Annotated in this window: 21 protein-coding genes, 1 tRNA gene and 1 riboswitch; of the genes, 14 read left to right on the top strand and 8 right to left on the bottom strand. The window is 57.4% G+C overall.

Features of this window, described 5'->3' with window-relative positions:
* The first annotated feature begins 8 nt into the window (after positions 1-8).
* The 6 genes from AC0JZ1_RS14235 (at position 9) to phoB (ending at position 6340) form a co-directional block, all read left to right on the top strand.
* A complete protein-coding gene (locus tag AC0JZ1_RS14235; protein WP_471882994.1) occupies positions 9-1043 on the top strand; it encodes a substrate-binding domain-containing protein in 1035 nt (344 codons plus the stop codon).
* Positions 1044-1232: 189 nt separating this feature from the next.
* Entirely contained in the window at positions 1233-2717 is a 1485-nt protein-coding gene (pstC, locus tag AC0JZ1_RS14230; RefSeq protein ID WP_471882993.1) for a phosphate ABC transporter permease subunit PstC, read from the top strand.
* Positions 2714-4033 (top strand): phosphate ABC transporter permease PstA, encoded by a 1320-nt coding sequence (pstA, locus tag AC0JZ1_RS14225; protein ID WP_471882992.1) that lies wholly within the window; start codon positions 2714-2716, stop codon positions 4031-4033. The genes pstC and pstA overlap by 4 nt, the downstream gene beginning before the upstream one ends.
* A gap of 16 nt (positions 4034-4049) precedes the next feature.
* Positions 4050-4865 (top strand): phosphate ABC transporter ATP-binding protein PstB, encoded by an 816-nt coding sequence (gene pstB / locus AC0JZ1_RS14220; protein WP_471882991.1) that lies wholly within the window; start codon positions 4050-4052, stop codon positions 4863-4865.
* A gap of 53 nt (positions 4866-4918) precedes the next feature.
* Positions 4919-5629 carry a phosphate signaling complex protein PhoU gene (gene phoU / locus AC0JZ1_RS14215; RefSeq protein ID WP_471882990.1) on the top strand — a complete coding sequence of 237 codons (711 nt, stop codon included), beginning with the start codon at positions 4919-4921 and terminating at the stop codon, positions 5627-5629.
* A 27-nt stretch (positions 5630-5656) separates the two neighbouring features.
* A complete protein-coding gene (gene phoB, locus AC0JZ1_RS14210; protein ID WP_471882989.1) occupies positions 5657-6340 on the top strand; it encodes a phosphate regulon transcriptional regulator PhoB in 684 nt (227 codons plus the stop codon).
* 128 nt (positions 6341-6468) lie between these two features.
* Here phoB and AC0JZ1_RS14205 read toward each other — a convergent pair whose 3' ends face one another.
* Positions 6469-7023 (bottom strand): GcrA family cell cycle regulator, encoded by a 555-nt coding sequence (locus tag AC0JZ1_RS14205; protein WP_471882988.1) that lies wholly within the window; start codon positions 7021-7023, stop codon positions 6469-6471.
* A gap of 420 nt (positions 7024-7443) precedes the next feature.
* Between AC0JZ1_RS14205 and AC0JZ1_RS14200 the strand changes: the two genes are divergently transcribed.
* The 5 genes from AC0JZ1_RS14200 (at position 7444) to AC0JZ1_RS14180 (ending at position 12003) form a co-directional block, all read left to right on the top strand.
* On the top strand, positions 7444-8640 hold the full coding sequence (locus tag AC0JZ1_RS14200) for an acetylornithine transaminase (protein ID WP_471882987.1): 1197 nt from the start codon (positions 7444-7446) through the stop codon (positions 8638-8640).
* A gap of 75 nt (positions 8641-8715) precedes the next feature.
* Positions 8716-9633, top strand: coding sequence for an ornithine carbamoyltransferase (gene argF, locus AC0JZ1_RS14195; RefSeq protein WP_471882986.1), 918 nt, complete (start codon positions 8716-8718; stop codon positions 9631-9633).
* A 357-nt stretch (positions 9634-9990) separates the two neighbouring features.
* The gene (locus AC0JZ1_RS14190) at positions 9991-10980 is read left to right on the top strand and encodes an Hsp33 family molecular chaperone (RefSeq protein WP_471882985.1); all 990 of its coding nucleotides are present in this window, start codon (positions 9991-9993) and stop codon (positions 10978-10980) included.
* Between the two features lie 495 nt (positions 10981-11475).
* Complete coding sequence (locus AC0JZ1_RS14185; protein WP_471882984.1) at positions 11476-11727, top strand: type II toxin-antitoxin system Phd/YefM family antitoxin; 252 nt, start codon at positions 11476-11478, stop codon at positions 11725-11727.
* Positions 11728-12003 (top strand): Txe/YoeB family addiction module toxin, encoded by a 276-nt coding sequence (locus AC0JZ1_RS14180; protein ID WP_471882983.1) that lies wholly within the window; start codon positions 11728-11730, stop codon positions 12001-12003.
* A gap of 132 nt (positions 12004-12135) precedes the next feature.
* Here the strand turns inward: AC0JZ1_RS14180 and AC0JZ1_RS14175 are convergent, their stop codons facing one another.
* From AC0JZ1_RS14175 to AC0JZ1_RS14165, 3 genes are all read right to left on the bottom strand, one after another.
* Positions 12136-12432: a hypothetical protein gene (locus AC0JZ1_RS14175; protein ID WP_471882982.1), complete on the bottom strand. Its 297-nt coding sequence runs from the start codon at positions 12430-12432 to the stop codon at positions 12136-12138.
* A gap of 1029 nt (positions 12433-13461) precedes the next feature.
* Positions 13462-13854: a Co2+/Mg2+ efflux protein ApaG gene (gene apaG / locus AC0JZ1_RS14170; RefSeq protein ID WP_471882981.1), complete on the bottom strand. Its 393-nt coding sequence runs from the start codon at positions 13852-13854 to the stop codon at positions 13462-13464.
* Positions 13855-13980: 126 nt separating this feature from the next.
* Positions 13981-15165 (bottom strand): O-succinylhomoserine sulfhydrylase, encoded by a 1185-nt coding sequence (locus AC0JZ1_RS14165; RefSeq protein ID WP_471882980.1) that lies wholly within the window; start codon positions 15163-15165, stop codon positions 13981-13983.
* 43 nt (positions 15166-15208) lie between these two features.
* Positions 15209-15287: riboswitch (SAM riboswitch) on the bottom strand.
* Between the two features lie 73 nt (positions 15288-15360).
* Here AC0JZ1_RS14165 and AC0JZ1_RS14160 point away from each other — a divergent pair.
* On the top strand, positions 15361-16455 hold the full coding sequence (locus tag AC0JZ1_RS14160; protein WP_471882979.1) for a 2'-deoxycytidine 5'-triphosphate deaminase: 1095 nt from the start codon (positions 15361-15363) through the stop codon (positions 16453-16455).
* A 65-nt stretch (positions 16456-16520) separates the two neighbouring features.
* Positions 16521-16594, top strand: a tRNA-Gly gene (locus AC0JZ1_RS14155).
* A gap of 110 nt (positions 16595-16704) precedes the next feature.
* On the opposite strand, the gene AC0JZ1_RS14150 is transcribed toward AC0JZ1_RS14155, so the two are convergent.
* On the bottom strand, positions 16705-18618 hold the full coding sequence (locus tag AC0JZ1_RS14150; RefSeq protein WP_471882978.1) for a glycosyltransferase family 2 protein: 1914 nt from the start codon (positions 18616-18618) through the stop codon (positions 16705-16707).
* 68 nt (positions 18619-18686) lie between these two features.
* Between AC0JZ1_RS14150 and AC0JZ1_RS14145 the strand changes: the two genes are divergently transcribed.
* Positions 18687-19565 (top strand): transporter substrate-binding domain-containing protein, encoded by an 879-nt coding sequence (locus AC0JZ1_RS14145; RefSeq protein WP_471882977.1) that lies wholly within the window; start codon positions 18687-18689, stop codon positions 19563-19565.
* A gap of 7 nt (positions 19566-19572) precedes the next feature.
* On the opposite strand, the gene AC0JZ1_RS14140 is transcribed toward AC0JZ1_RS14145, so the two are convergent.
* The 3 genes from AC0JZ1_RS14140 to AC0JZ1_RS14130 all read right to left on the bottom strand — a co-directional run bounded on the left by AC0JZ1_RS14140 (position 19573) and on the right by AC0JZ1_RS14130 (position 21717).
* Positions 19573-20232, bottom strand: coding sequence for a S24 family peptidase (locus tag AC0JZ1_RS14140; RefSeq protein WP_471883459.1), 660 nt, complete (start codon positions 20230-20232; stop codon positions 19573-19575).
* A gap of 245 nt (positions 20233-20477) precedes the next feature.
* Positions 20478-21125 (bottom strand): response regulator transcription factor, encoded by a 648-nt coding sequence (locus tag AC0JZ1_RS14135; protein ID WP_471882976.1) that lies wholly within the window; start codon positions 21123-21125, stop codon positions 20478-20480.
* 184 nt (positions 21126-21309) lie between these two features.
* A complete protein-coding gene (locus AC0JZ1_RS14130) occupies positions 21310-21717 on the bottom strand; it encodes a hypothetical protein (protein ID WP_471882975.1) in 408 nt (135 codons plus the stop codon).
* Between the last annotated feature and the right edge of the window lie 108 nt (positions 21718-21825).

The raw sequence follows: 21825 nt of genomic DNA, 5'->3' as shown, positions 1-21825 counted from the left end.
AGAATTAAATGACCGTCCTGAAACTTTCCGCAGCTGCTCTGGTTGCATCTGTCGTTTTCGCCGGTGCCGCCTCTGCGCGCGACCAGATCCAGATCGCCGGTTCCTCCACCGTTCTTCCATACGCAAAGATCGTCGCTGAAACGTTTGGCGAAACCTTCCCGAACTTCAAGACGCCTGTTGTTGAGTCCGGCGGTTCCGGCGCTGGCCTGAAGGAATTCTGCAAGGGCGTTGGCGAAGCAACCATCGACATTGCAAACGCTTCGCGCCCGATCAACAAGAGCGAAATTGAAGCCTGCAAGGCTGCTGGCGTTACTGAAATCCAGGAAATCCGCATCGGTTACGATGGCATCGTTTTCGCAACGGATTCCAGCAACGGCGAAATGAAGCTTGAGCCTAAGGACATGTACAAAGCACTCGCTGCCGAAGTCGTGGTTGATGGCAAGCTCGTTGCCAACCCTTACAAGAACTGGTCCGATATCAACCCGACCCTGCCAAAGGGTCCGATTGCCGCTTACATTCCTGGCTCCAAGCACGGCACGCGCGAAGTCTTCGAAGAGAAGATCATGTCGGAAGGCTGCAAGCAGGCCGGTGCCGCTGAAGTCATCAAGGCTTCCATCACCGATGCCAAGCAGGCTGCTGCCAAGTGCGTAGCAATCCGCAAGGATGGCGTGGCTGTCGATATCGACGGCGATTACACCGAAACGCTGGCGCGTATCGCTGCCAACAAGACCGGCGTTGGCGTCTTCGGTCTCGCCTTCTACGAAAACAACATGGACAAGCTGAAGGTCGCAACGGTTGATGGCATCGTTCCGTCCACGGAAACCATCTCCACCGGCAAGTACCCGGTTTCCCGCCCCCTGTTCTTCTACGTCAAGAAGGCACATCTCGGCGTTATCCCAGGCCTGAAGGAATATGTTGAGTTCTTCACGTCTGACGCCATGGTTGGCCCGGATTCTCCGCTGGCAGAATACGGCCTGGTTGCCGCTCCAGACAACCAGCGTGAGCAGGTCCGCAAGGACTTTGCAGCTGGCAAGACCATGTAATGCAAAGTGGAGCCGGCGATCAGATCGCCGGCTTCATTCCTTCACGGGCTTTTTGTCTGTCGCGCGCAACAGATGTGCCGCTGCTGCGACAGGCTCAGTATCCTGTTAACCGGAATTCTGTACGGCCTCTTTCAAGAGGTGCTCGATGCGGATGAAAATCCCATTGCCAAGCCCAAGCCGGGGGATTTTATGACAACTTCCATGCTCCTGTTCATCACGCTCGGCATAGCGCTGATCGGTTATCTGGCCGGCAGTCGCCGCGCGTCAGCTCTTGCGGGCGGTCGCTCGTCTACCATGCATTCACGTCCGGGCTATTACGGCATGTTCGTTGCCGTCTGGTCCGCGCTGCCCGCACTGCTTTTGCTGGGCGTCTGGCTGGTTGCGGCGCCTGCCGTCATCAATTCCACCATCCGTGGCGAATTCCCGGCAGATGTGCAGGCACAGTCGCCAGCAACGCAAGGTCTCGCTTTCGGCATGATCGAAGGCATTGCCCGCGGCATGCTCGCCCTTTCGCCGGACGAGCGGGAGCAGGCAGAGCGTAACCCGGCAGATTTGCGCCCGCTGATGGGTTCGCGCGGTGTTGCCATCGCAGGCGATCCCGAACCCTATATGGTCAAGGCCGCCAATGACCTGAACAGCATGAATGCCACCAGCACTCTGCTGCGCAACGGACTTGTCATTCTGGTCGCACTTGCTGGCGCCTTGCTCGCCTATCGCCTCATCGCTCCTCGCTTCCGCGCACGCAACAAGGTCGAGTCCGTTATTCTCGCCAGCCTGGTCGTTGCGTCTTCCATCGCGATCCTGACCACCGTTGGCATCATCGCTTCGATGTTGACCGAGGCCACCCACTTCTTCGGTCGTGTTCCCGCCCATGAATTCTTCTTCGGCACCGTTTGGGACCCGCGCTTTGCTGCCGCCGGTGCAACGGCTTCCGAAGGCCAGTTCGGTCTCATTCCTCTTCTCCTCGGCACGCTTTACATCGGCTTCGTCGCCATGCTGTTTGCCGTGCCCATCGGCCTCTTCGCCGCCATCTACATGTCGGAATACGCCTCTCCCAAGGTGCGCTCCGTCACCAAGCCGCTTCTGGAAGTTCTGGCCGGTATTCCAACCATTGTTTACGGCTTCTTCGCGCTCACAACGGTCGGCCCATTCCTTCGCGACATCTCCTCGCAGATCAATGGTCTGGTGACGGGCGATTATGCCAGCTTTATCCAGGCACAAAGCGTCATCACCGCTGGCTTCGTCATGGGCATCATGCTGATCCCTTATGTGTCGTCGCTGTCAGATGATATCATCACTGCCGTGCCGCGTGCGCTGCGTGATGGTTCGCTGGGTCTTGGGGCCACGCGGTCTGAAACCATCAAGCGTGTGGTCCTGCCTGCTGCTCTGCCGGGTATTGTCGGCGCGATCCTGATGACCGCGTCGCGCGCCATCGGCGAAACCATGATCGTGGTTCTGGCCGCCGGTGTGGCCGCCCGCATTCAGCTCAACCCGTTCGAGCCGATGACCACCGTGACCGTCAAGATCGTCAGCCAGTTGACGGGTGATCTTGAATTTACCTCTCCACAGACGCTGGTGGCTTTCGCCCTGGGTATCACCCTGTTCGTCATCACGCTTTGCCTTAACATCTATGCGCTGTTCATTGTGCGCAAATACCGGGAGCAGTACGAATGAGCCAGGTCGTCACCCCCTCGGCCGTCGCTGCGGGTGCCCGCGCCCCGCGCCGCGATATTGGTATCAAGAAGCGCTATGCTGCTGAGCGTCGTTTTCGCGCCTATGGTATTGCAGCACTTGCCTTCGGCCTGATCTTTCTCTTCGTGTTGCTGTGGTCCGTGGTCTCGAAGGGCTATACTGCCTTTCAGCAAACCATGATCACGCTGCCCATCGAATTCTCGCAGCAGGTCATCGATCCGCAAAACCAGCGGGAAAAAAATGCGCAATTGTTGATGACGGCGAACTATCCTGTGCTGGCACGCAATGCGCTGGCCAAGGCTCTGGGCGTTGCTTCGACCGATCGCACCAAGCTGCGCGAAGTGGGTCAGATGCTCTCTGATAGTGCACGTACGCAGTTGCGGGATATGGTCGTTGCCAATCCTTCCATCATCGGCACGACGCAGAATGTAACGCTGCTTGCATCCGGCGATCTCGATTCCGCCTTCAAGGGGCAGATCAATCTGTCCGTGCCGCAAGAAAACCGCAAGGTTTCCGATCAGCAGGTGGGCTGGATGAAGCAGCTGGCGGAAGCCGGTTCATTGGCCAAGCATTTCAACACGGGCATCTTTTTCAACGGCGCTTCCAGCCGTCCTGAGGCTGCCGGGGTCGGCGTCGCCCTGATCGGCTCCTTCTACATGATGCTGATCGTGCTGGTGCTGTCGCTGCCCATCGGTGTTGCGGCCTCCATCTATCTGGAAGAATTTGCGCCGAAGAACCGCTTTACCGATCTGATCGAGGTCAACATCAACAACCTCGCAGCCGTTCCCTCCATCGTTTACGGTCTCTTGGGACTTGCGGTCTTCATCAACTTCATGGGCCTGCCGCGTTCGGCATCGCTCGTTGGCGGCTTCGTGCTCACCCTGATGACGCTGCCCACCATCATCATCGCCACACGCGCCGCCTTGAAGGCCGTGCCGCCGTCTATTCGCTCGGCAGCCCTTGGTCTTGGCGCTTCGAAGATGCAGACCATCTTCCACCATGTCCTGCCGCTCGCCATGCCGGGCATTCTGACTGGCACGATCATTGGTCTCGCGCACGCCCTGGGTGAGACCGCACCTCTGCTTCTCATTGGCATGGTTGCCTTCGTTGCAAATTACCCAACCACTCCGATGGACCCATCCACGGCCCTGCCGGTACAAATCTACATGTGGGCAAACGAGGCGGAACGTGCCTTCGTAGAGCGCACCTCGGGAGCGATCATCATCCTGCTCCTGTTCCTTATTGTCATGAATGTCGGCGCAATCCTCTTGCGGCGCCGCTTCGAAAGACGTTGGTAGTCAAGGAGACAGATCCATGAACATGATGTCCGAAGCAGCAGTAGAAAAGGCGCTGGATCAGAAAATGAATGACGTTTCCTACAAGATGATCGGCAAGGACGTGTCGGTCTATTACGGCGAAAAGCGCGCGCTGTTCGATGTGAACCTCAACGTCCGCCAGAACACCGTGACGGCATTGATCGGCCCCTCCGGCTGCGGCAAGTCCACGTTCCTGCGCACGCTGAACCGCATGAACGATACGATTGAAAACTGCCGCGTCACCGGCCGTATCACGCTCGATAGCGACGATATCTACGATCCTGCCATCGATGTCGTGGAGCTTCGCGCCCGCGTCGGCATGGTGTTCCAGAAGCCAAACCCGTTCCCGAAGTCGATCTATGAAAACATCGCCTATGGCCCGCGCATCCACGGCCTTGCCCGCAACAAGGCGGATATGGACCAGATCGTGGAAGCCAGCCTGCAACGGGCTGGCCTCTGGAACGAAGTGAAGGATCGCCTGCAGGAATCCGGCACCGGTCTGTCCGGCGGTCAGCAGCAGCGCCTTTGCATTGCCCGCGCCGTGGCCGTTTCGCCGGAAGTCATCCTCATGGACGAGCCATGCTCGGCGCTGGACCCGATTGCCACGGCCAAGGTGGAAGAACTGATCCACGAACTGCGCTCCAACTACACCATCGTCATCGTCACCCACTCCATGCAGCAGGCGGCGCGTGTTTCGCAGCGCACGGCCATGTTCCATCTGGGGCAGCTGGTGGAAGAGAACGATACCGACAAGATGTTCACCAACCCGGACGATCAGCGCACGCAGGATTACATCATGGGCCGCTTCGGCTGACCCTTTGAGACCATCCTGACCGCATCGAAAACGCCAGATCCGAGGAAAAATTCATGTCATCGCATATTACATCGGCCTTTGATGAAGAGCTAAAATACCTGAACCGCCGCATTTCCGAGATGGGCGGCCTTGCCGAGCAGATGTGCGCGGATGCCGTGCGTGCGCTGGTCAATGCCGATGGCGCCCTGGCGCAAAAGGTCATCTCCGACGATGTGATCCTCGATACAGCCGAGCGCGAAATCCAGGAAAAGGCCATCGTGACGATTGCCAAGCGTCAGCCCATGGCGTCCGATCTGCGTGAAATCATCGGCACGCTGCGTATCGCCGCCGATCTGGAGCGTGTGGGCGATCTTGGCAAGAATAATGCCAAGCGCGTGATGGCGGTGCAGGGAACCGGCGTGCCGCGCAAGCTGGCGCGTGGTCTCGAACATCTTTCCGAACTGGCGCTCGTCCAGCTGAAGGAAGTGCTGGATGTCTTCGCCAATCGCTCGGCGCAAAAGGCGGAAGCCATTCGCCTGCGCGATGAAGAGATCGACGCCATGTATACCTCGCTGTTTCGCGAGCTTCTGACCTACATGATGGAAGATCCACGCAACATCACCACCTGCACGCATCTCCTGTTTTGCGCCAAGAACATCGAGCGCATCGGCGATCACGCGACCAACATTGCGGAAACCATCTACTTCATCGCAACGGGTGCGCCGCCGCAGGGCGAGCGTCCGAAGGACGACAGCTCCAACACGCTCGGCGCTGTGACCGAATAAGCCTGACAGGCCGGAGTACTTAAAGCCATGCTGCCCAAAATCGCTGTTGTCGAGGACGAAGAGGCGCTGAGCGTTCTTCTTCGTTATAACCTCGAGGCCGAAGGCTACGAGGTTGAAACCATCCTTCGTGGTGACGAGGCGGAAATCCGTCTGCAGGAGCGTGTTCCCGATCTCCTGATCCTGGATTGGATGCTGCCCGGCGTCTCCGGCATCGAACTCTGCCGCCGTCTGCGTATGAGGCCAGAGACGGAGCGCCTGCCCATCATCATGCTGACGGCGCGCGGCGAGGAGAATGAGCGGGTGCGCGGCCTTGCCACCGGCGCAGACGATTATGTGGTGAAGCCTTTCTCGACACCGGAGCTGATGGCCCGCGTCAAGGCCATGCTGCGCCGGGCCAAGCCCGAGGTCCTCTCCAGCGTTCTGCGCTGCGGCGATATCGAGCTTGATCGCGAGACCCATCGCGTCCATCGCAAGAGCCGCGAAGTGCGCCTCGGGCCCACCGAATTCCGTCTGCTGGAATTCCTGATGGCGTCACCGGGCCGCGTCTTCTCCCGCTCGCAGCTGCTGGATGGTGTCTGGGGCCACGATATCTACGTGGATGAACGCACGGTCGATGTGCATGTCGGGCGTCTGCGCAAGGCGCTCAACTTCTCCAATATGCAGGATGTCATCCGCACCGTGCGCGGCGCGGGCTATTCCATGGAATCGTGAAGTTTAGGTTCCTGCAAGATAAGCCCGGTCCCGAAGGTGCCGGGTTTTTCTTTGGCCACGTTATGGCAGGCACAAAAAAAGCGGGCACATGTCCCGCTTTTTTAAGTTCTTGTCTTTTCGGCTGGCTCTCAGCCGCGAGCAACCGCATTGGCGGCTCTGCGACGCTCGGTCACCGGCTGGTAAGCCATGCGGGCGTGATACTTGCAGTAGGGCGAACCGTCGCAAGCTTCTGCGCCGCAGAAGTGGAAATCGTCCTTCAGCGGGTCGCCAACTGGCCACTTGCAGGTGCGCTCGGTCAGCTCTGTCAGGGTCAGCCGGCGCGCCATCGGCACAACTGCATTGCTGACCGTTTCCAGAATCCGGGGCTCGGAGGCCGATGCCTCTACTTCATCCTGCATGGCTGAAAAATCTGCAGGGCGAGGCTGGTTGCGAACAGGTGCCGGAGATTGCGGGCGGGCAGCAAAGGTTGCCGGGCGCTGAACAGGGGCCGCAGGGCGCTTCGGTGCGCGGGTCGGCGTTGCCGTTCCGCCAGCCTTCACGCGGCCTGGAAGGTTCAGGCGATGGACTTTGCCAATCACCGCATTGCGGCTCACACCGCCCAGTTGTGCAGCGATCTGGCTGGCGCTCAAGCCCTCAGCCCATAGCCGCTTTAACTTCTCGACACGTTCGTCTGTCCAGTTCATGCAGTCTCTCCGCCTTGAGCACGCATTAAAAGACAGAATCACTCACCGCTACGACAAATAATTTTTGTCGCATGTACTATATCTATACTTTCGGTGACTAGTTCCGCCGCATGCAGTCTAGTAATTGATGATTAACCTAATAGGCGGTGGACTCGGTGGCAAGAGTCGGCGGAATCGCAGCGAATCGATTTCCGGGTTTTCCCCAACTTGCTTGACAACAGAGTCATTTTTGCCACAGCGATTTCAACCGTGAGTCTTGTCTGTGCAGGAAGGCTGAAATGCCTTGCGATCCAAGCGATTTGTTGACACGCGCGAATGAAATGCTGATAGTGCCGACGCCGTCCATTGGGGCGGCATTTTAATTTTTCGCGGCATGTGCCGCCCATCGTTTGAGATAACTGCCCAAGGAGTGATGTCGCCATGGCTGAAGCCGCACTTTTCGACACGTTTGCAAGGGCTCCGCTGCGTTTCGTGCGCGGTGAGGGCGTCTGGCTCGTGACGGAATCTGGCGAGCGATATCTGGATTTCGGTGCGGGCGTTGCGGTCACTTCCTGCGGTCATGCGCATCCGCATCTCGTTGCCACGCTGAAGGATCAGGCGGAGAAGGTCTGGCACCTGTCGAACCTCTACGAGATCCCGGATCAGGAGCGTCTGGCGCGCCGCCTCGCAGAGGCCACCTTCGCGGATAAGGTGTTCTTCACCAATTCGGGTGCGGAAGCGCTGGAATGCGCCATCAAAACAGCGCGGCGCTACCATTATTCCAAGGGTCACCCGGAAAAATTCCACATCATCACCTTTGAAGGCGCATTCCATGGCCGCACGATTGCGACCATCGCCGCTGGGGGGCAGGAAAAATATCTGGAAGGCTTCGGACCCAAGGCTCCCGGTTTCGATCAGGTTCCGTTCGGCGATCTGGATGCCCTGAAGGCCGCGATCACAGAGAACACGGCTGCCATCCTCATCGAGCCGATCCAGGGCGAGGGCGGCATCCGCGTCGTGCCGAAGGAATTCCTGAAGGAGCTGCGGGCGCTGTGCGATGCCCATGGCCTGCTCTTGATGTTCGATGAGGTGCAGACGGGCGTTGGCCGTACCGGCAAGTTCTTTGCCTATGAATGGTCGGGCGTCGCGCCGGATATCATGGCGGTCGCCAAGGGTATCGGCGGCGGCTTCCCCTTCGGTGCCTGCCTTGCCACGGCGGAAGCGGCCTCCGGTATGAAGCCCGGCGTGCATGGCACCACCTATGGCGGCAATCCGCTGGCCATGGCCGTGGGCAATGCCGTGCTCGATGTCGTGCTGGGCGAAGGCTTCCAGGAGCATGTGCGCGACGTCGCTCTGGTCTTCCGCCAGGGTCTCGCGGCGCTGAAAGATCGCTTCCCGGATGTAATCGAGGATATCCGCGGCGAAGGCCTCATGCTCGGCATCAAGGCGCGCGTTCCGGCTGGCGAGCTCGCAACAGCCATGCGCGAGGAGCATATTCTCGGTGTTCCGGCTGGCGATAACGTCATCCGTCTGCTGCCGCCGCTGGTGGTCACTGCGGAAGAGGCGCGTGAGGGCCTTGCTCGCATCGAAAAGGCTGCGGAAAAGCTTCAGAACGAACAATTGAAGAAGTCTGCCTGAGCTGGCAGTTTTTGAGCGAAACGGGCCGCCGGATGGCGCCCCAATGGCCTGAGTGGCCTTAATGGATTGTACATCATGGCATCTCCAAAGCATTTTCTCGATTTTTCTGCCGTTTCCTCTGGCGAGCTGCGCACCATTCTGGATGATGCGCGCACCCGCAAGCAGGCCACCAAGGCTGGCACGGCGGATAAGCCGCTGGCAGGCAAGATGCTGGCCATGATTTTTGAGAAGCCCTCCACGCGCACCCGCGTTTCCTTTGATGTCGGCATGCGCCAGCTGGGTGGCGAAACCCTGTTTCTCTCGGGCACGGAAATGCAGCTTGGCCGCGCGGAAACCATTGGCGATACGGCCAAGGTTCTCTCGCGCTATGTGGATGCCATCATGATCCGCACGACGGATCATACGCGGCTGCTGGAACTGGCAGAGCATGCAACGGTGCCGGTCATCAATGGTCTTACGGATGAAACCCATCCCTGCCAGATCATGGCCGATCTCTTGACCTATGAGGAACATCGCGGCCCGGTTGCTGGCAAAACCTTTGCCTGGACGGGCGATGGCAACAATGTGCTGCATTCCTTCGTGGAAGGTGCGGCACGCTTCGGCTACCGCATGAACATGGCCGTGCCGCTCGGTTCCGAGCCGCTGGATAAGTACCTCAACTGGGCGCGCAACAATGGCGGCGACATCATGCTGTGCCATGATGCCGAACGTGCCGTAGACGGTGCGGATATGGTTGTCACCGATACCTGGATCTCGATGAACCAGGAGCATAAGGCCCGTGGCCACAATATCTTCCAGCCATTCCAGGTGAATGAGCAGTTGATGGCCAAGGCAAACAAGGATGCGCTGTTCATGCACTGCCTGCCCGCCCATCGCGGTGAGGAAGTCACGGATGAGGTCATTGATGGCCCGCAGTCGGTTGTCTTCGATGAGGCGGAAAACCGCCTTCATGCGCAGAAGTCTGTCCTGGCCTGGTGCTTTGGCGCAATCTAGAGCATTTCCAGGAAAAGTGGTCTCCGGTTTTCCGTCCGCACATGTGTTTGGCCAAAGCAGAAGCTGATTGTCGGCTTTGCCGTCTGCCTTGATTTTGGCGGGCGGCATTCCCATGTGTCGGTCAACCCAACGCTGCCTCCGTTCCCCGGGGCGCACCTCAACATAAAAATCGTCGGCCTGTTTCCATGCTTACAGCGCCGTGCGCCATAGGTCGCACAAAGGCACGCTGTAACACTTTGCATTTGCTGCATAATGCTTGCCTTGAATCGAGTTCGATTTAAGGAATTATGCGTCAAGCGGTTCCGCTTGAACGCCATATGTGCGAAATGGAAAGCTCCGGCGCGAAGGAGTGAAATCATGGCTGAAGCCATCGTCGATCTGAGTGAACTTGATCTTGCAGGTGATGATCGCGTTGTCCCCTTCCAGGTGGAAGGTCTGGATGTGCGTGGCCGCGCGGTGCAAATGGGCCCGCTTTTGAACCAGATTTTGGGCCGCCATGCCTATCCGGCTCCGGTTGCGCGCCTGCTGGCGGAAGCAATTGTTCTCACCGCCCTCATCGGCACGTCGCTGAAGTTCGAAGGCCGCTTTACCGTGCAAACCAAGGGCGATGGCCCGGTTGATCTTCTGGTGGCGGATTTCACCAGCCCGCAGAACATGCGCGCCTATGCCCGTTTTGAGGAAGATGCGCTTGATGCTGCCGTCAAGGCTGGCAAGGTCTCGCCAACCGAACTTCTCGGGCATGGCGTTCTGGCCTTCACCATCGATCAGGGCCACGGCATGCAGCCCTATCAGGGCATCGTGCCGCTGGATGGCTCGTCGCTGGAAGAGATTGCTGGCGTCTATTTCCGGCAGTCGGAGCAAATCCCCACCAAGGTGCGCCTCGGCGTGGCGGAATTGTTTGATCGGGATGCCGAGGGCAAGGCCCGCCATGCCTGGCGGGCCGGTGGCGTGCTCGCGCAATTCTTGCCGGAAGCGCCAGAGCGTATGCGTCAACCGGATATTCATGGTGGCGATGGCGATGAACGCGAAGTGGATTTCGTTGAGGATGACGCCTGGGCCGAAGCCAGCATGCTGGTAGAAACAGTGGATACGGACGAATTGACCGATCCGCAGGTCGGCATCGAACGGCTGCTCTATCGCCTGTTTCACGAGCGCGGCGTGCGCATCTATGAGCCACAGGCAGTGGTGGACCAGTGCAGTTGTTCGAGGGAAAAAATCAAAGGCGTTCTCGATGGCTTCTCGGCAGAAGAAATCGAAGACAGCCAGGAAAACGGCGAAATTGCCGTCACCTGCGAATTCTGCTCCACCACCTATCGCTACGATCCTTCGGAATTCAAACCAAACTGACGGTGATGCCTGTGCCGGTCTCCATCTGATAAAGGAGATCGGCCACCTGATGGCGACCAATGCTCGACAAGGCCAACAAGCTTTGCCTTGCGCTTGCTCGCTGCCATGTAATCCCATCCCGATCAACAGGCCATCCGGAGGGTTTTCATGGACTGGAGCATTTCCAGGAAAAGTGCATAGCGGTTTTCCGTCCGGAAACGCGTAAAAACAAAAAGTTAGAGTGGTTCATTGTTTCCGTGAAACAGTGAACCGCTCTAATGGAGCAAACGCAACAGTGCTCGATGGCCTGCTGCTAAAGCATGTTGCGCAAAAGTGTGCAGCGGTTTTGCGCTAACAACATGCGATAAAACAAAAACTTAAAGCGTGGAGAGCGAATCTGAAAGATCGCGACGCGCTTTAATGCCGCAGTGTTATCCAGGCTCTGGTGTCAGGTATTGACTTCATTCGAAATACGTACATATATCTGTACATTAAAATCGAGAGCTAGGGCTTTAAATGGCAAATGTTCGATTTACTGAGTTCCGTCAAAATTTCGCTACCCATTACGACTCCGTTATCGAGTCGAGAGCCCCCCTTCTCGTTACAAGGCAAGGCTCAGAGGCCGTTGTCGTTATAGCGGAGGGTGAGTTCGAAAGCATGACGGAGACATTACATCTGCTTTCCAATCCCGCCAACGCGGATTGGCTTCGCGATAGCCTCAGTCAACTTCAGGGTGGAAAATTGGTCGAAGTGGACCCAACACTTTAAATGAAGCTTGTATGGACTGAAAACGCATGGGCAGATTTCGAATTTTGGTGCGATAACGATCTTGGGATGGCCGAGAAAATTCGCGATCTCATCAAGGAAACCAAGCGAACTCCTTTTAAAGGTAGAGGGAAGCCTGAACCTTTGAAGGGCGATCTGGGGGGTTTTTGGTCTAGGAGGATTACAGGCGATCACCGTTTTGTATATCGGGTATCTGGATCGGGAGCCGACCAAAAGCTTGAGGTCCTAACTTGTCGGTATCACTATACAAAAAAATGAGTCCCGTCATCTTGAACGGTGACATAACAGAGCAGATCAATACGGTTTTCGCGGATTTCCTCCATTGTGGCATTTGCTCCACAATGGCGGAAACATCAGAAGCGCCGAGTGCGGTTGGTCGCCAAGCACCCCTCATTCCTTTAAAGGTAGCAGGGTCTGGCTTGGCTGGACACTGGCAATCCCGCTCAGCTCCTCATGGCTGAGAACATCCTGTCTTGCGCCTTGCCGTCGCGCGGAACGCAAACCTTCCACCACTGGCTGGCGAAAACCTTGGCCCCAACGCTGCCCTAACCCGCGCCACGACAGCAACAGCAGCCTCAACACACCCATTATGAAGCCCGGCGGAATGATGAGCCACAGCGCCTTGATGGCATCCGGTGAGGCACGGAAGGTCGCGAGCAGATCGGCAAGAAAATTGTAGTCATCCATGACCCTTATGGCTCCCGGTCAGCGCATCCGGCATGGGAATGCGCAACAGCCGAAACCGGCGCTGCCATCACCATCGAATGCGACACTCAAGAACGGGTTTGGCGCGCCAAAGGCGAGTTGCTTGGATAAGGCCCTGGCGGCCGGGGAGTTCGAAAATCGCGTACGTACGACTGCCCCGACCTTTGGGTGCAAGCACCTTGGACATGCGTCGGGGCCTCCCCAGCCATAAGGGTAGGAGAGCCTTATAGGGCAATCACAAGCACTCAGCCACTCAAGAATGGCCGAGGGGGCATCTCATGCGGTGGATGCCAGCCTAACGTACGAGAGGTTTCGACACCCCAGGACAGACCCGTTCAAGCCGGTCCCACAACCACGTTATGTCACTGCGGTTGTGGCATCCACTGCAAGATGTGAGGGATTTTTTCCGTGGATGCGCATGTCATCACGCTCTCCCGCCGCGCACGTCCGCCATCCTCACACCAACCCCATCAACCACTTAGCGTTTTTCCATACACCACGCTCAAAACCTGTGTTTCAATTTGCCCGTTCCGCAACGGTTACACCAGCAGGCGTGCTGGCGATGCGGGGCCGGCGCGGGTGTGGGGGGTAGGACGCAAAACCCCCATCTCCGGGTACGCGGAAAATGGTCTCCCTCTGGCGACAACGGGGGAAGCGGTCAGGCGTCGGACGTCAGCCTGCCGTTTCATCTCCGAAGGAGCGCGCCGGGCGTGCCTGTGCGGCACACATGGGGAGTGGTTTCTGGAAGGGTCTATCGGTTTGTCCGCCGAATTTTCGGATGCCGATGGATCAAGCCCAGCCAGCAATCACTCTAGGCAGAGAGACCGGAGTCGCGTGCATAAACCGCTGAACGGGGCGCTGAGAGGTGTCACTTATTACTATCCATACGAGGCAGCTCTCAGCGCCCCGGCCATATCGGAGTTTCATACCACGGGTTCAACGAACCGCGTGAACATCGGCGCATACGCCTGTTTTTTGATAAAGAGCGAGCCTTGGCGAATGCGGAATATCTCAGTTCAACGTGCGCAGAAGGCCGGGGGAATCCAGCGAGAAGGCGGGAATATCAACGGCGAATGTCTGCCCATCATCGGTCTGCATCTGATAGTGGCCGAACATCATGCCGGATGGCGTATCAAGCGGGCAGCCGGATGAATATTCATAGGTATCGCCCGGCTCAAGGCGCGGTTGCTCGCCCACCACACCGGGGCCTTCCACTTCATCCACAAGACCGTTTTGGTCTGTGATATGCCAGTAGCGGTGCATCAGCTGCACTGTTGACCCGGAGTGGTTTGAAATAACGACGCGATAGCCCCAGACGTAGCGGCTCTCATCTGGATCGGATTGATCCTCCAGATAATAGGGCTCCACCTCGACTTCGATATCCTTCGTCCGTGCACGGTACATGTGCCATACCTCATTGCGTAGAAGGGATATCGTACAGGTCGGGCGCTAGGTCAAGAAATGCGCCCGTCCTTGAAGCTTCAAACCCCTGTGTTTTGACGGTTAATCCTAACCGTCAAGGTAAACGTGTCAGGCTGAAACCTTCGCCAAAGCCTGGGCCAGGTCGTCGATCAGATCGTCTGCATCCTCGATACCGCAGGAGAGGCGCAGCGTTCCGGCAGAGATGCCAAGTTCAGCCCGCGCCTCATCGGTGAGGTTCTTGTGCGTCGTCGTTGCCGGATGCGTGATCAGGCTCTTGGCGTCGCCCAGATTGTTCGAAATCTTCACGACATCGAGCGCATCCTGAAGCGCAAAGGCTGCATCCTTGCCGCCCTTCAGCTCAAAGCAGACCAGCGTTGAGCCGCCGGTCATCTGCTTGGCAATGATATCTGCCTGCGGGTGGTCCTTGCGGCCCGGATAGATGACCTTCGCCACCTTGCCCTGATCGGCCAGGAAGTCGGCAATACGGCCAGCGCTTTCCGTCTGCTGCTTCACGCGAAGCGGCAGGGTTTCAAGGCCCTTCAACAGCGTCCAGGCATTGAAGGGAGACATGGCCGGTCCGGTATGGCGGAAGTAATCATGCAGGTTTTCGTCGATCCAGTCCTTACTGGAAAGCACGACGCCGCCAAGGCAGCGGCCCTGGCCATCGATGTGCTTCGTTGCTGAATAGACCACCACATGCGCGCCAAGCTCCAGCGGCTTCTGGAAAAGCGGCGTGGCGAAGACATTGTCCACCACCAGCTTTGCGCCGATCTGGTTGGCAAGCTTGGCAACGCCAGCAATATCCACCACTTCCAGGGTCGGGTTTGTCGGGCTTTCAAGGAACATGACCTTGGTGTTGGGGCGAATGGCCGCTTCCCAGTTCTTCAGGTCGCGACCGTCCACCAGCGTGCATTCCACGCCATATTTCGGGGCCAGCGTTTCCACGATGTAGCGGCAGGAGCCGAACAGGGCGCGGGCGGCAACAATATGGTCGCCAGCCTTCACCTGGCAGAGAATAGCGGCGGAAACGGCTGCCATGCCAGACGCTGTGGCGCGAGCATCTTCCGCACCTTCCAGCGCAATCATGCGCTTTTCGAACATGTCATTGGTGGGGCTGCCGTAGCGTGCGTAAATAAAGCCGTCGCTCTCGCCCTTGAAACGTGCCTCGGCGGAGGCGGAATCCTCATAGACGAAGCCCTGCGTGAGGTAGATGGCCTCGGAGGTTTCGCCGAAGGACGAGCGCAGCGTTCCTTCGTGTACGAGCTTGGTTGCCGGGCGCCAGGTCTTGCTCATGTGCGTATCCCATTCCAAAAACAAAAAAACCGGTCTCGACGGACCGGTTTCGCACCCGGTCCTTTTAGCCACTTGTTTAACGTGGCTGCAAGCCGACCGGCCAAATCACCACGGGATAAGTTTCGCATACGCCTATAGAGAGCTTGCGTCAATTCCCCGCTTTTGCTTTTGTCCACCGATTAAGGAATAGGTTCAATGGAACGTAAAGCTGGCATTTTGGCGGATCGCGCGATCGGCGCACTTTTTGAGGCAGGCAGGCTGAAGAGCGAGGCTGCGCTGGATGCCGACCAGATTCAGCCCGCAAGCCTCGATCTGAGGTTGGGCTCCAAGGCGCTGCGCGTACGTGCCAGCTTCATGCCGGGCCGCAACCACACGGTGGCCGATAAGCTCGAACGCCTGACGCTGCATGAGATCGATCTCGAAAATGGTGCGGTCCTGGAAACGGGCTGCGTCTACATCGTGCCGCTCATGGAAAGCCTCGATTTGCCACAGGAGCTTTCCGCCTCCACCAATCCGAAAAGCTCCACGGGTCGCCTCGATATCTTCACCCGCGTCATGGTCGATCACGCGCAGGAATTCGACAAGATCCCTGCTGGCTACTCCGGCCCGCTCTATCTCGAAATCTCGCCGCGAACCTTCCCTGTCATTGTGCGCCGGGGTTCGCGCCTCTCGCAGATCCGTTTCCGTGTCGGTCACGCGCTGCTCACCGAGGCTGAGGTTCTGGCCCTGCATGAAAGCGAAACATTGGTCGCCAGCGAAATGCCCAATGTGTCCGGCGGCGGCATCGCGCTTTCGATTGATCTGAAGGGCACCGGGCCGGATGGCCTCATCGGCTATCGTGGCAAGCACCATACCTCCGTCATCGACGTTGACCTGAAGGCCCAGCACGATGTGCTGGATTTCTGGGAGCCGCTCTACAGCCGTGGCCGCGATGAACTGATCCTTGATCCGGATGAGTTCTACATCCTCGTGTCGCGTGAGGCAGTGCACGTGCCACCGCTCTATGCGGCTGAAATGACGCCTTATGACCCGCTGGTCGGCGAGTTTCGCGTGCACTATGCAGGCTTTTTCGATCCAGGCTTCGGCCATGCTGCAGCAGGCGGCACTGGCAGCCGCGCCGTGCTGGAAGTCCGCAGCCACGAAGTGCCGTTCATTCTGGAGCACGGGCAGATCGTTGGCCGTCTGGTCTATGAGCATATGCAGGAGCCTCCGCAGGGGCTCTATGGCTCTGGCCTCGGCTCCAACTATCAGGCGCAGGGCCTCAAGCTTTCCAAGCATTTCCGCAGCTGAGCTAAGCCCACCGGTTTTCACTTGAAATGCGGCATCGGCTGGTGATACTTCTCGTCTCCGGCGATGCGGGTGTAGCTCAATGGTAGAGCAGCAGCTTCCCAAGCTGAATACGAGGGTTCGATTCCCTTCACCCGCTCCAGCACATTAATATCGCCAGTTCGAATTCAGATGTCGTCAGGCAGCTCTTCCAACAGTTTAGAAGATTCAGAATTAAGAATTCCCAGGTCGATCGGGCCAGGCTTTGATCACCTATTCTTCGATCTTGGCCTGCGCGCTCGGCCTATGCATCGTCTTGCTCCAGAAAAACGGTCGCTTGCGAAGCTCGTTTGCTGCACGCCAGGCTGCACATGAGACCATCATCCAATAGAGGGGAAGGGCCAGCCACCGCCAACCGATGCGCCTTTTTTCCTCTTCAATCATGCAGCGGGAGCCGAGTGACAGGAAAATACCGTAGCTCGCGACGACGTTGATGAGATCAAGGACAGCAATGAGGTGCTGGGGTCTATTCGGCTCGAACAGCAAATGGCCGGTAAAGCTTAAGAGAAAGATCGGCAGCAGCGGATGAAGCAGCGCTGAAACCAGCATGCCGCCGATCATCAGCTGGAAGATCAGCATCGCGCCGAAACCCATGTCGCGGGTTGCCGCCCAAGGATGGCGCATCACCACCAGCCAGGTTTGAAACCAGCCCTTGAACCACCGGGTTCTTTGCCCAAGCCAGACGCTGTAGCTTGTGGGTGCGTCCTCCAAAGTCTGGTAGCGGAGCGTTTGTGAGCGATAACCCTGGCGAAAGAGCCGCATTCCAAGGTCTGCATCCTCGGTTACGTTGAAGGGATCCCAGCCGCCGACCTCACGCAAAATGTCGGTTCGAAAATGGTTGGATGTTCCGCCAAGCGGTAATGGCATTTTCATCCAGGCCAGCATGGGTAAGATGCCTCTAAAAAGCGCCGCATATTCCATGGCAAACAGGGCGCTGATGCTGGTTTCGCCCAGATTGGCAATGACGAGAGGTGCTTGAAGGCAGGCGACTTGTCGCGGCATGCGGCGAAAGCGTTGGTGGGCCTCCAGCAATTGCTTCGGGTGCGGCCTGTCCTCCGCATCATAAATGGCAACAAACTCACCCCGCACGCCGCTCAGCGCGTAAGACAGGGCTTTGGGCTTCGTACGAGGCTGACAAGCAGGAACTTCAATGATTTCAAAGTGTGGCGGCAGATCGACCGCCGCCAGTGCATCCAGCGTTTCCCGATCGTCTGCTTCGCAGACAAGTTTGATGTCGAGAAGAGATCGCGGCCATTCCAGCCGTTCCAGATTGCGCACGAGCTGTGAGACCATGCCGCCTTCGCGATAAAGTGCAACCATGACCGTGTATCGCGGCAGCGAATGCGGGAGATCAATAAATTCGGGTGGCGGCGCCTGCTGACGAACCAGAATGAGAGCAAGGCAGCGCAAAATGAGGGCTATGAAATATACGCTGGAGAGGAGAAGATGCAGGAGCGGAAGGAAGACCTCCGGTCGATGAAAGCAGGCCGTGATAATGACGGTGAAGGCTATTCCGCAGACCAAGCCCTGGGCACCGGTGGCCACGATGCGCGACGACGCTTCCGGACGGGTTTCGAAAAGCTGCAAGACAACGGAGCGCACTCTTCGCTGCGCACCGGCAGCCCAGACTGCGCGCTTGGCCACCGATGGCGTCGTGATCACCATACGGTCGCGCAGCGAGGGCATGGTTCTGAGCCGGTTCGCCAGATGCTCCAATCGCGCCGCTTGCGGCACAATGGCGACGCGGGGCGCAGAGGCATCATCTTGGAGACGCAACTGCAAGGGAGTGATCAGTTGAGTATCGAGATCCTCGCTATCCTGTATCGCTCCTTTCGGAATCGTCGCGACAAAGGGAAGGCCGAGGAGGCGGGCAAATCGGGCATAATATTCTTCTTCGCGCATATGCCCTTGACGAATGAGCTCTTCCTCAATCGAGGTTCCATGCATGTCGGCTTGGCTGGAAAGGCGTCTGATCAATAATGGTGGAATGCCGAGAATTTCCAGCGCTGTTTTTTCGCTGGTGCGTGGATCGGACACGAGGCTAAGGCAAACAGGATTTGCCTTCACGGACCGAAGAGGTTGCCGCAGCTTATCTGCCAGATGTGGATATTCCCCCAGGAGCGTCAAACTGATACACCAACGCAAACAATACGAGCCGACCTCTTCCCCACCGGACGACACAGGAATTGCACTTAATGGTTTTGTTTCGCGGAATCCAGGGGTATCTTAAGTTTAGTATGGCCTTGATAAGCTTAGTTTTTTCAAGCTTTTCCGTGCATGCCTCTTATGCTGCGGAGGTCACGGGAGCCATGCTGAATATGGCTGATCCCAATGAGCGATTGAGCAAGCCTGACCTCACGACACTGCCCCGTTTCCGGGTGCTGACGACCGCAGATTTTCCACCATTCAACTTTGTCGATCAGACAAACAGGCTTGGGGGCTTCCATGTCGATTTGGCGCGTGAAATTTGTCGGGAGTTGGCAATCGAGGCAAAATGCCAAATTCAGGCGGTGCCGTTCAACGACCTTCAGTCCACACTTGAGGCGGGCAATGGCGAGGCAGTCATTGCGGGCGTCGCGGTCTCACCGTTATTGCGGCAAAAATTCGCCTTCTCGCATCCATATCTGATGCTACCAGCACGCTTTGTCACCTCGCGTAAGGCAGGCCTGCAAGGTTCGGCTGATGCAGCGCTGGCAGGTAAGCCAGTGGGAGTTGTTGCCGGGACAAGTCATGAAAAAATGCTGTCCGCCTTTTTTCCGAAGGCCAAGCCTATGCCTTTCGACGATCAGGATGCAATGCTGACCGCGCTAAAGGAAGGCAAGGTTGAGGCCGTTTTTGGTGACGGCCTGCGTTTGCCATTCTGGACAGCGAGTGCCGCCTCGGAGAAATGTTGTGAACTCTTCGATGGGCCTTACATCTCAGAGCGCTACCTGGGTGAGGGGCTGACTGTGATGACACGCAAGGCAGGGCCAGTTTCCGTTGTGGCGGCGGTGGATTTTGCCCTGTCGCAACTGGCGCGCAAGGGCAAGCTGCAGGAAATCTATCTGCGCTATTTCCCGAACGGCTATTATTGAGCAATTATTACTGGCTGGCCCAGATGATGCGCGCCATCCAATCAATCTCTTCAAGAGCAAAGCTGCGGTTCGGATGTTCCGGGTTGAGCGAGGTCAGCTCGATCATTCGCGCGCTTTGCCGCATCAAAACTTTCGCCATCACTTCGCCATCGCGTGTTTTGACCACGACACGATCACCCTTGCGCACCTGCGCGCCTGGTTCCACGATCAGACGGTCGCCATCCCGGTAAAGAGGCAGCATGGAATCGCCCTGTACTTCCAAGGCATAGACATTCGCACGGTTTGGGATGGGGGCTGGAAATTCGACGACATCCCAGCCATGGCCCGCCGGAAAGCCGCCATCATCGAAGAAGCCGCCGGCACCCGCCTGCGCAAAGCCTAGAAGCGGTATCGAACTCATTTGCGGCGGAAAATTACCATCCGGCAATGTCGTGGTTGAAGGCGTGAGGTAACGCATGAATTCATCGAGCGAGGCACCTGTGGCTTCCAGAACCTTGGCGAGTGACTCGGTGGAGGGCCAACGCTCCCGTCCATCGGGACCGAGACGTTTTGATTTGTTGAAGGAAGTCGGGTCCAGACCGGCGCGTCGCGCCAGCCCGGATGCAGACATCTGATGCCGCTCTGCCAGCGTATCGATCGCCTTCCAGATCATCTCATGCGATAACATGGCGGTTCCCGCATCTCCGGTGAACTGACTATCCATCTTGTACAATGCAGCCCGCCGTTCAATCTTGTCATCCCGCCTTGCAACCAGGAAAACAGGGTTCTCAGGATCTGTTGCTTGCATGAAATCGCAAGACGGATCACTGATCGTCCACGAGATCTTTCGTTAAACTCATACAAGCTTTCTAGTCAAACTCGCCGATGCCGTAAAGAGAAAAAAGGAATAAAATCCTTTTTCGTAAAATACGATTATGCCACTTGTGCCATGCTGACCTTGCCGAGCTTAATGACGGCTTGTGTGCGGCTATCGACGTTGAGCTTGAGTAAAATCGCTGAAACATGCGCCTTGATGGTGGCTTCAGACACGCCAAGTTCATAGGCGATCTGTTTGTTCAGAAGGCCTTCCGCCAGCATGGAAAGAACGCGGGTTTGTTGCGGTGTCAGCGTCTTCAGCCGCTCGATCAATTCCAGTACCGCTGGGTCTTCCTCGCTTTTCTGATCGTGTGTGGCCGGTGCCCATATATCGCCGGCGAGAACAGTCTCGATCGCATGGCGAATATCTTCCAGGCCGGACGACTTGGAAATGAAGCCTGAGGCACCAAGCTCCAGTGCGCGGCGGACAGTCGCCGTATCGTCGGTCGCCGAAACGATCATGATCGGCAGGCTGCTGAATTCCGCGCGCAGCGACATGAGACCCGAAAAACCACTGACGCCCGGCATCGCAAGATCCAGAAGCAAGAGATCGGCTTCGCTGTAGCGGCGAGCGGCACTTCGCGCATCCTCAAAGGTGCCCGCTTCGACAATCTCTGCCCGTGTGGCTACTGTATCCAGCGCCTGGCGAAGTGCGCCGCGGAAAAGCGGATGATCGTCCGCAATGATAATTGTGAGCTGTTGCATGTTCACGCTCCCTCCCAAGAGCATGCCCGCGTCCTGACATCCGTCCTACCCCCGGACATCAGGTTTTAAAAAGGCACTTATGACTGAGACATCATCCCGATGTTATGCAATTGCCTGAGGTCAAGAACTTTAGCGTTAGGAAAAGCTCGAAACAAGTCCAAGTTTTAACCGGCAATTGGATGCGTCAGGTTCTGTTGGGTGACAGCTCTCCGTCTGGCCGTGTTTCTTCGATGATACCCATAAAGCGGCGAAAGAAGCGTTCCATGATGGAGAAAGACTTCTCGATCTCTTCATCGCTCGGGAGGACGGTTGCCTTGGGCCCGCCCTGCTTTTCCAGAGCGTCCACACGGCGGGTCAATTGATCGAGTTCCTGCTCGAATGCCTTGCGTTCATCTGCTGCCATGCGGCAGACGAGGCCCGTTTGCTCTTCCTTGCAATAGGTGACATCGCCTGTCTGGCGATCAAGCCGGATGAAGCCGTCTCGCAATTTTTCCAGCTGGTAGCGTTCACGGTTCGCTTCATCTTCAGCCATTCCAGCAGAGGTGCTGGATGCAAGGATGAAGCTGGCAAGAAGAATGTTTCTCATCTGCATTGTCTCGCCTCCTGGCGTTCTGGCGGTTCGAAGGAAACCGATCTTTGCAGCATGGACAAGCGTTTCGGTTTGCGGCAAAGCGTGGTGCATGTCTGCGGCAGTCACTGC

The organism is Affinirhizobium capsici (genome assembly GCF_977018625.1).
Note: the sequence above shows the minus strand (reverse complement) of the source record. Positions and strands in the feature narration are given on the sequence as shown.

Coding starts and splice junctions, on each gene's coding strand:
- AC0JZ1_RS14200 (WP_471882987.1), top strand. CDS start 7,444: ATGGCTGAAGCCGCACTTTTCGACACGTTTGCAAGGGCTCCGCTGCGT.
- AC0JZ1_RS14185 (WP_471882984.1), top strand. CDS start 11,476: ATGGCAAATGTTCGATTTACTGAGTTCCGTCAAAATTTCGCTACCCAT.
- AC0JZ1_RS14180 (WP_471882983.1), top strand. CDS start 11,728: ATGAAGCTTGTATGGACTGAAAACGCATGGGCAGATTTCGAATTTTGG.
- AC0JZ1_RS14140 (WP_471883459.1), bottom strand. CDS start 20,232: ATGTTATCGCATGAGATGATCTGGAAGGCGATCGATACGCTGGCAGAG.
- argF (WP_471882986.1), top strand. CDS start 8,716: ATGGCATCTCCAAAGCATTTTCTCGATTTTTCTGCCGTTTCCTCTGGC.
- AC0JZ1_RS14130 (WP_471882975.1), bottom strand. CDS start 21,717: ATGCAGATGAGAAACATTCTTCTTGCCAGCTTCATCCTTGCATCCAGC.
- AC0JZ1_RS14145 (WP_471882977.1), top strand. CDS start 18,687: ATGGTTTTGTTTCGCGGAATCCAGGGGTATCTTAAGTTTAGTATGGCC.
- AC0JZ1_RS14190 (WP_471882985.1), top strand. CDS start 9,991: ATGGCTGAAGCCATCGTCGATCTGAGTGAACTTGATCTTGCAGGTGAT.
- AC0JZ1_RS14165 (WP_471882980.1), bottom strand. CDS start 15,165: ATGAGCAAGACCTGGCGCCCGGCAACCAAGCTCGTACACGAAGGAACG.
- apaG (WP_471882981.1), bottom strand. CDS start 13,854: ATGTACCGTGCACGGACGAAGGATATCGAAGTCGAGGTGGAGCCCTAT.
- phoU (WP_471882990.1), top strand. CDS start 4,919: ATGTCATCGCATATTACATCGGCCTTTGATGAAGAGCTAAAATACCTG.
- phoB (WP_471882989.1), top strand. CDS start 5,657: ATGCTGCCCAAAATCGCTGTTGTCGAGGACGAAGAGGCGCTGAGCGTT.
- AC0JZ1_RS14135 (WP_471882976.1), bottom strand. CDS start 21,125: ATGCAACAGCTCACAATTATCATTGCGGACGATCATCCGCTTTTCCGC.
- pstC (WP_471882993.1), top strand. CDS start 1,233: ATGACAACTTCCATGCTCCTGTTCATCACGCTCGGCATAGCGCTGATC.
- pstB (WP_471882991.1), top strand. CDS start 4,050: ATGAACATGATGTCCGAAGCAGCAGTAGAAAAGGCGCTGGATCAGAAA.
- AC0JZ1_RS14205 (WP_471882988.1), bottom strand. CDS start 7,023: ATGAACTGGACAGACGAACGTGTCGAGAAGTTAAAGCGGCTATGGGCT.
- AC0JZ1_RS14175 (WP_471882982.1), bottom strand. CDS start 12,432: ATGGATGACTACAATTTTCTTGCCGATCTGCTCGCGACCTTCCGTGCC.
- pstA (WP_471882992.1), top strand. CDS start 2,714: ATGAGCCAGGTCGTCACCCCCTCGGCCGTCGCTGCGGGTGCCCGCGCC.
- AC0JZ1_RS14160 (WP_471882979.1), top strand. CDS start 15,361: ATGGAACGTAAAGCTGGCATTTTGGCGGATCGCGCGATCGGCGCACTT.
- AC0JZ1_RS14235 (WP_471882994.1), top strand. CDS start 9: ATGACCGTCCTGAAACTTTCCGCAGCTGCTCTGGTTGCATCTGTCGTT.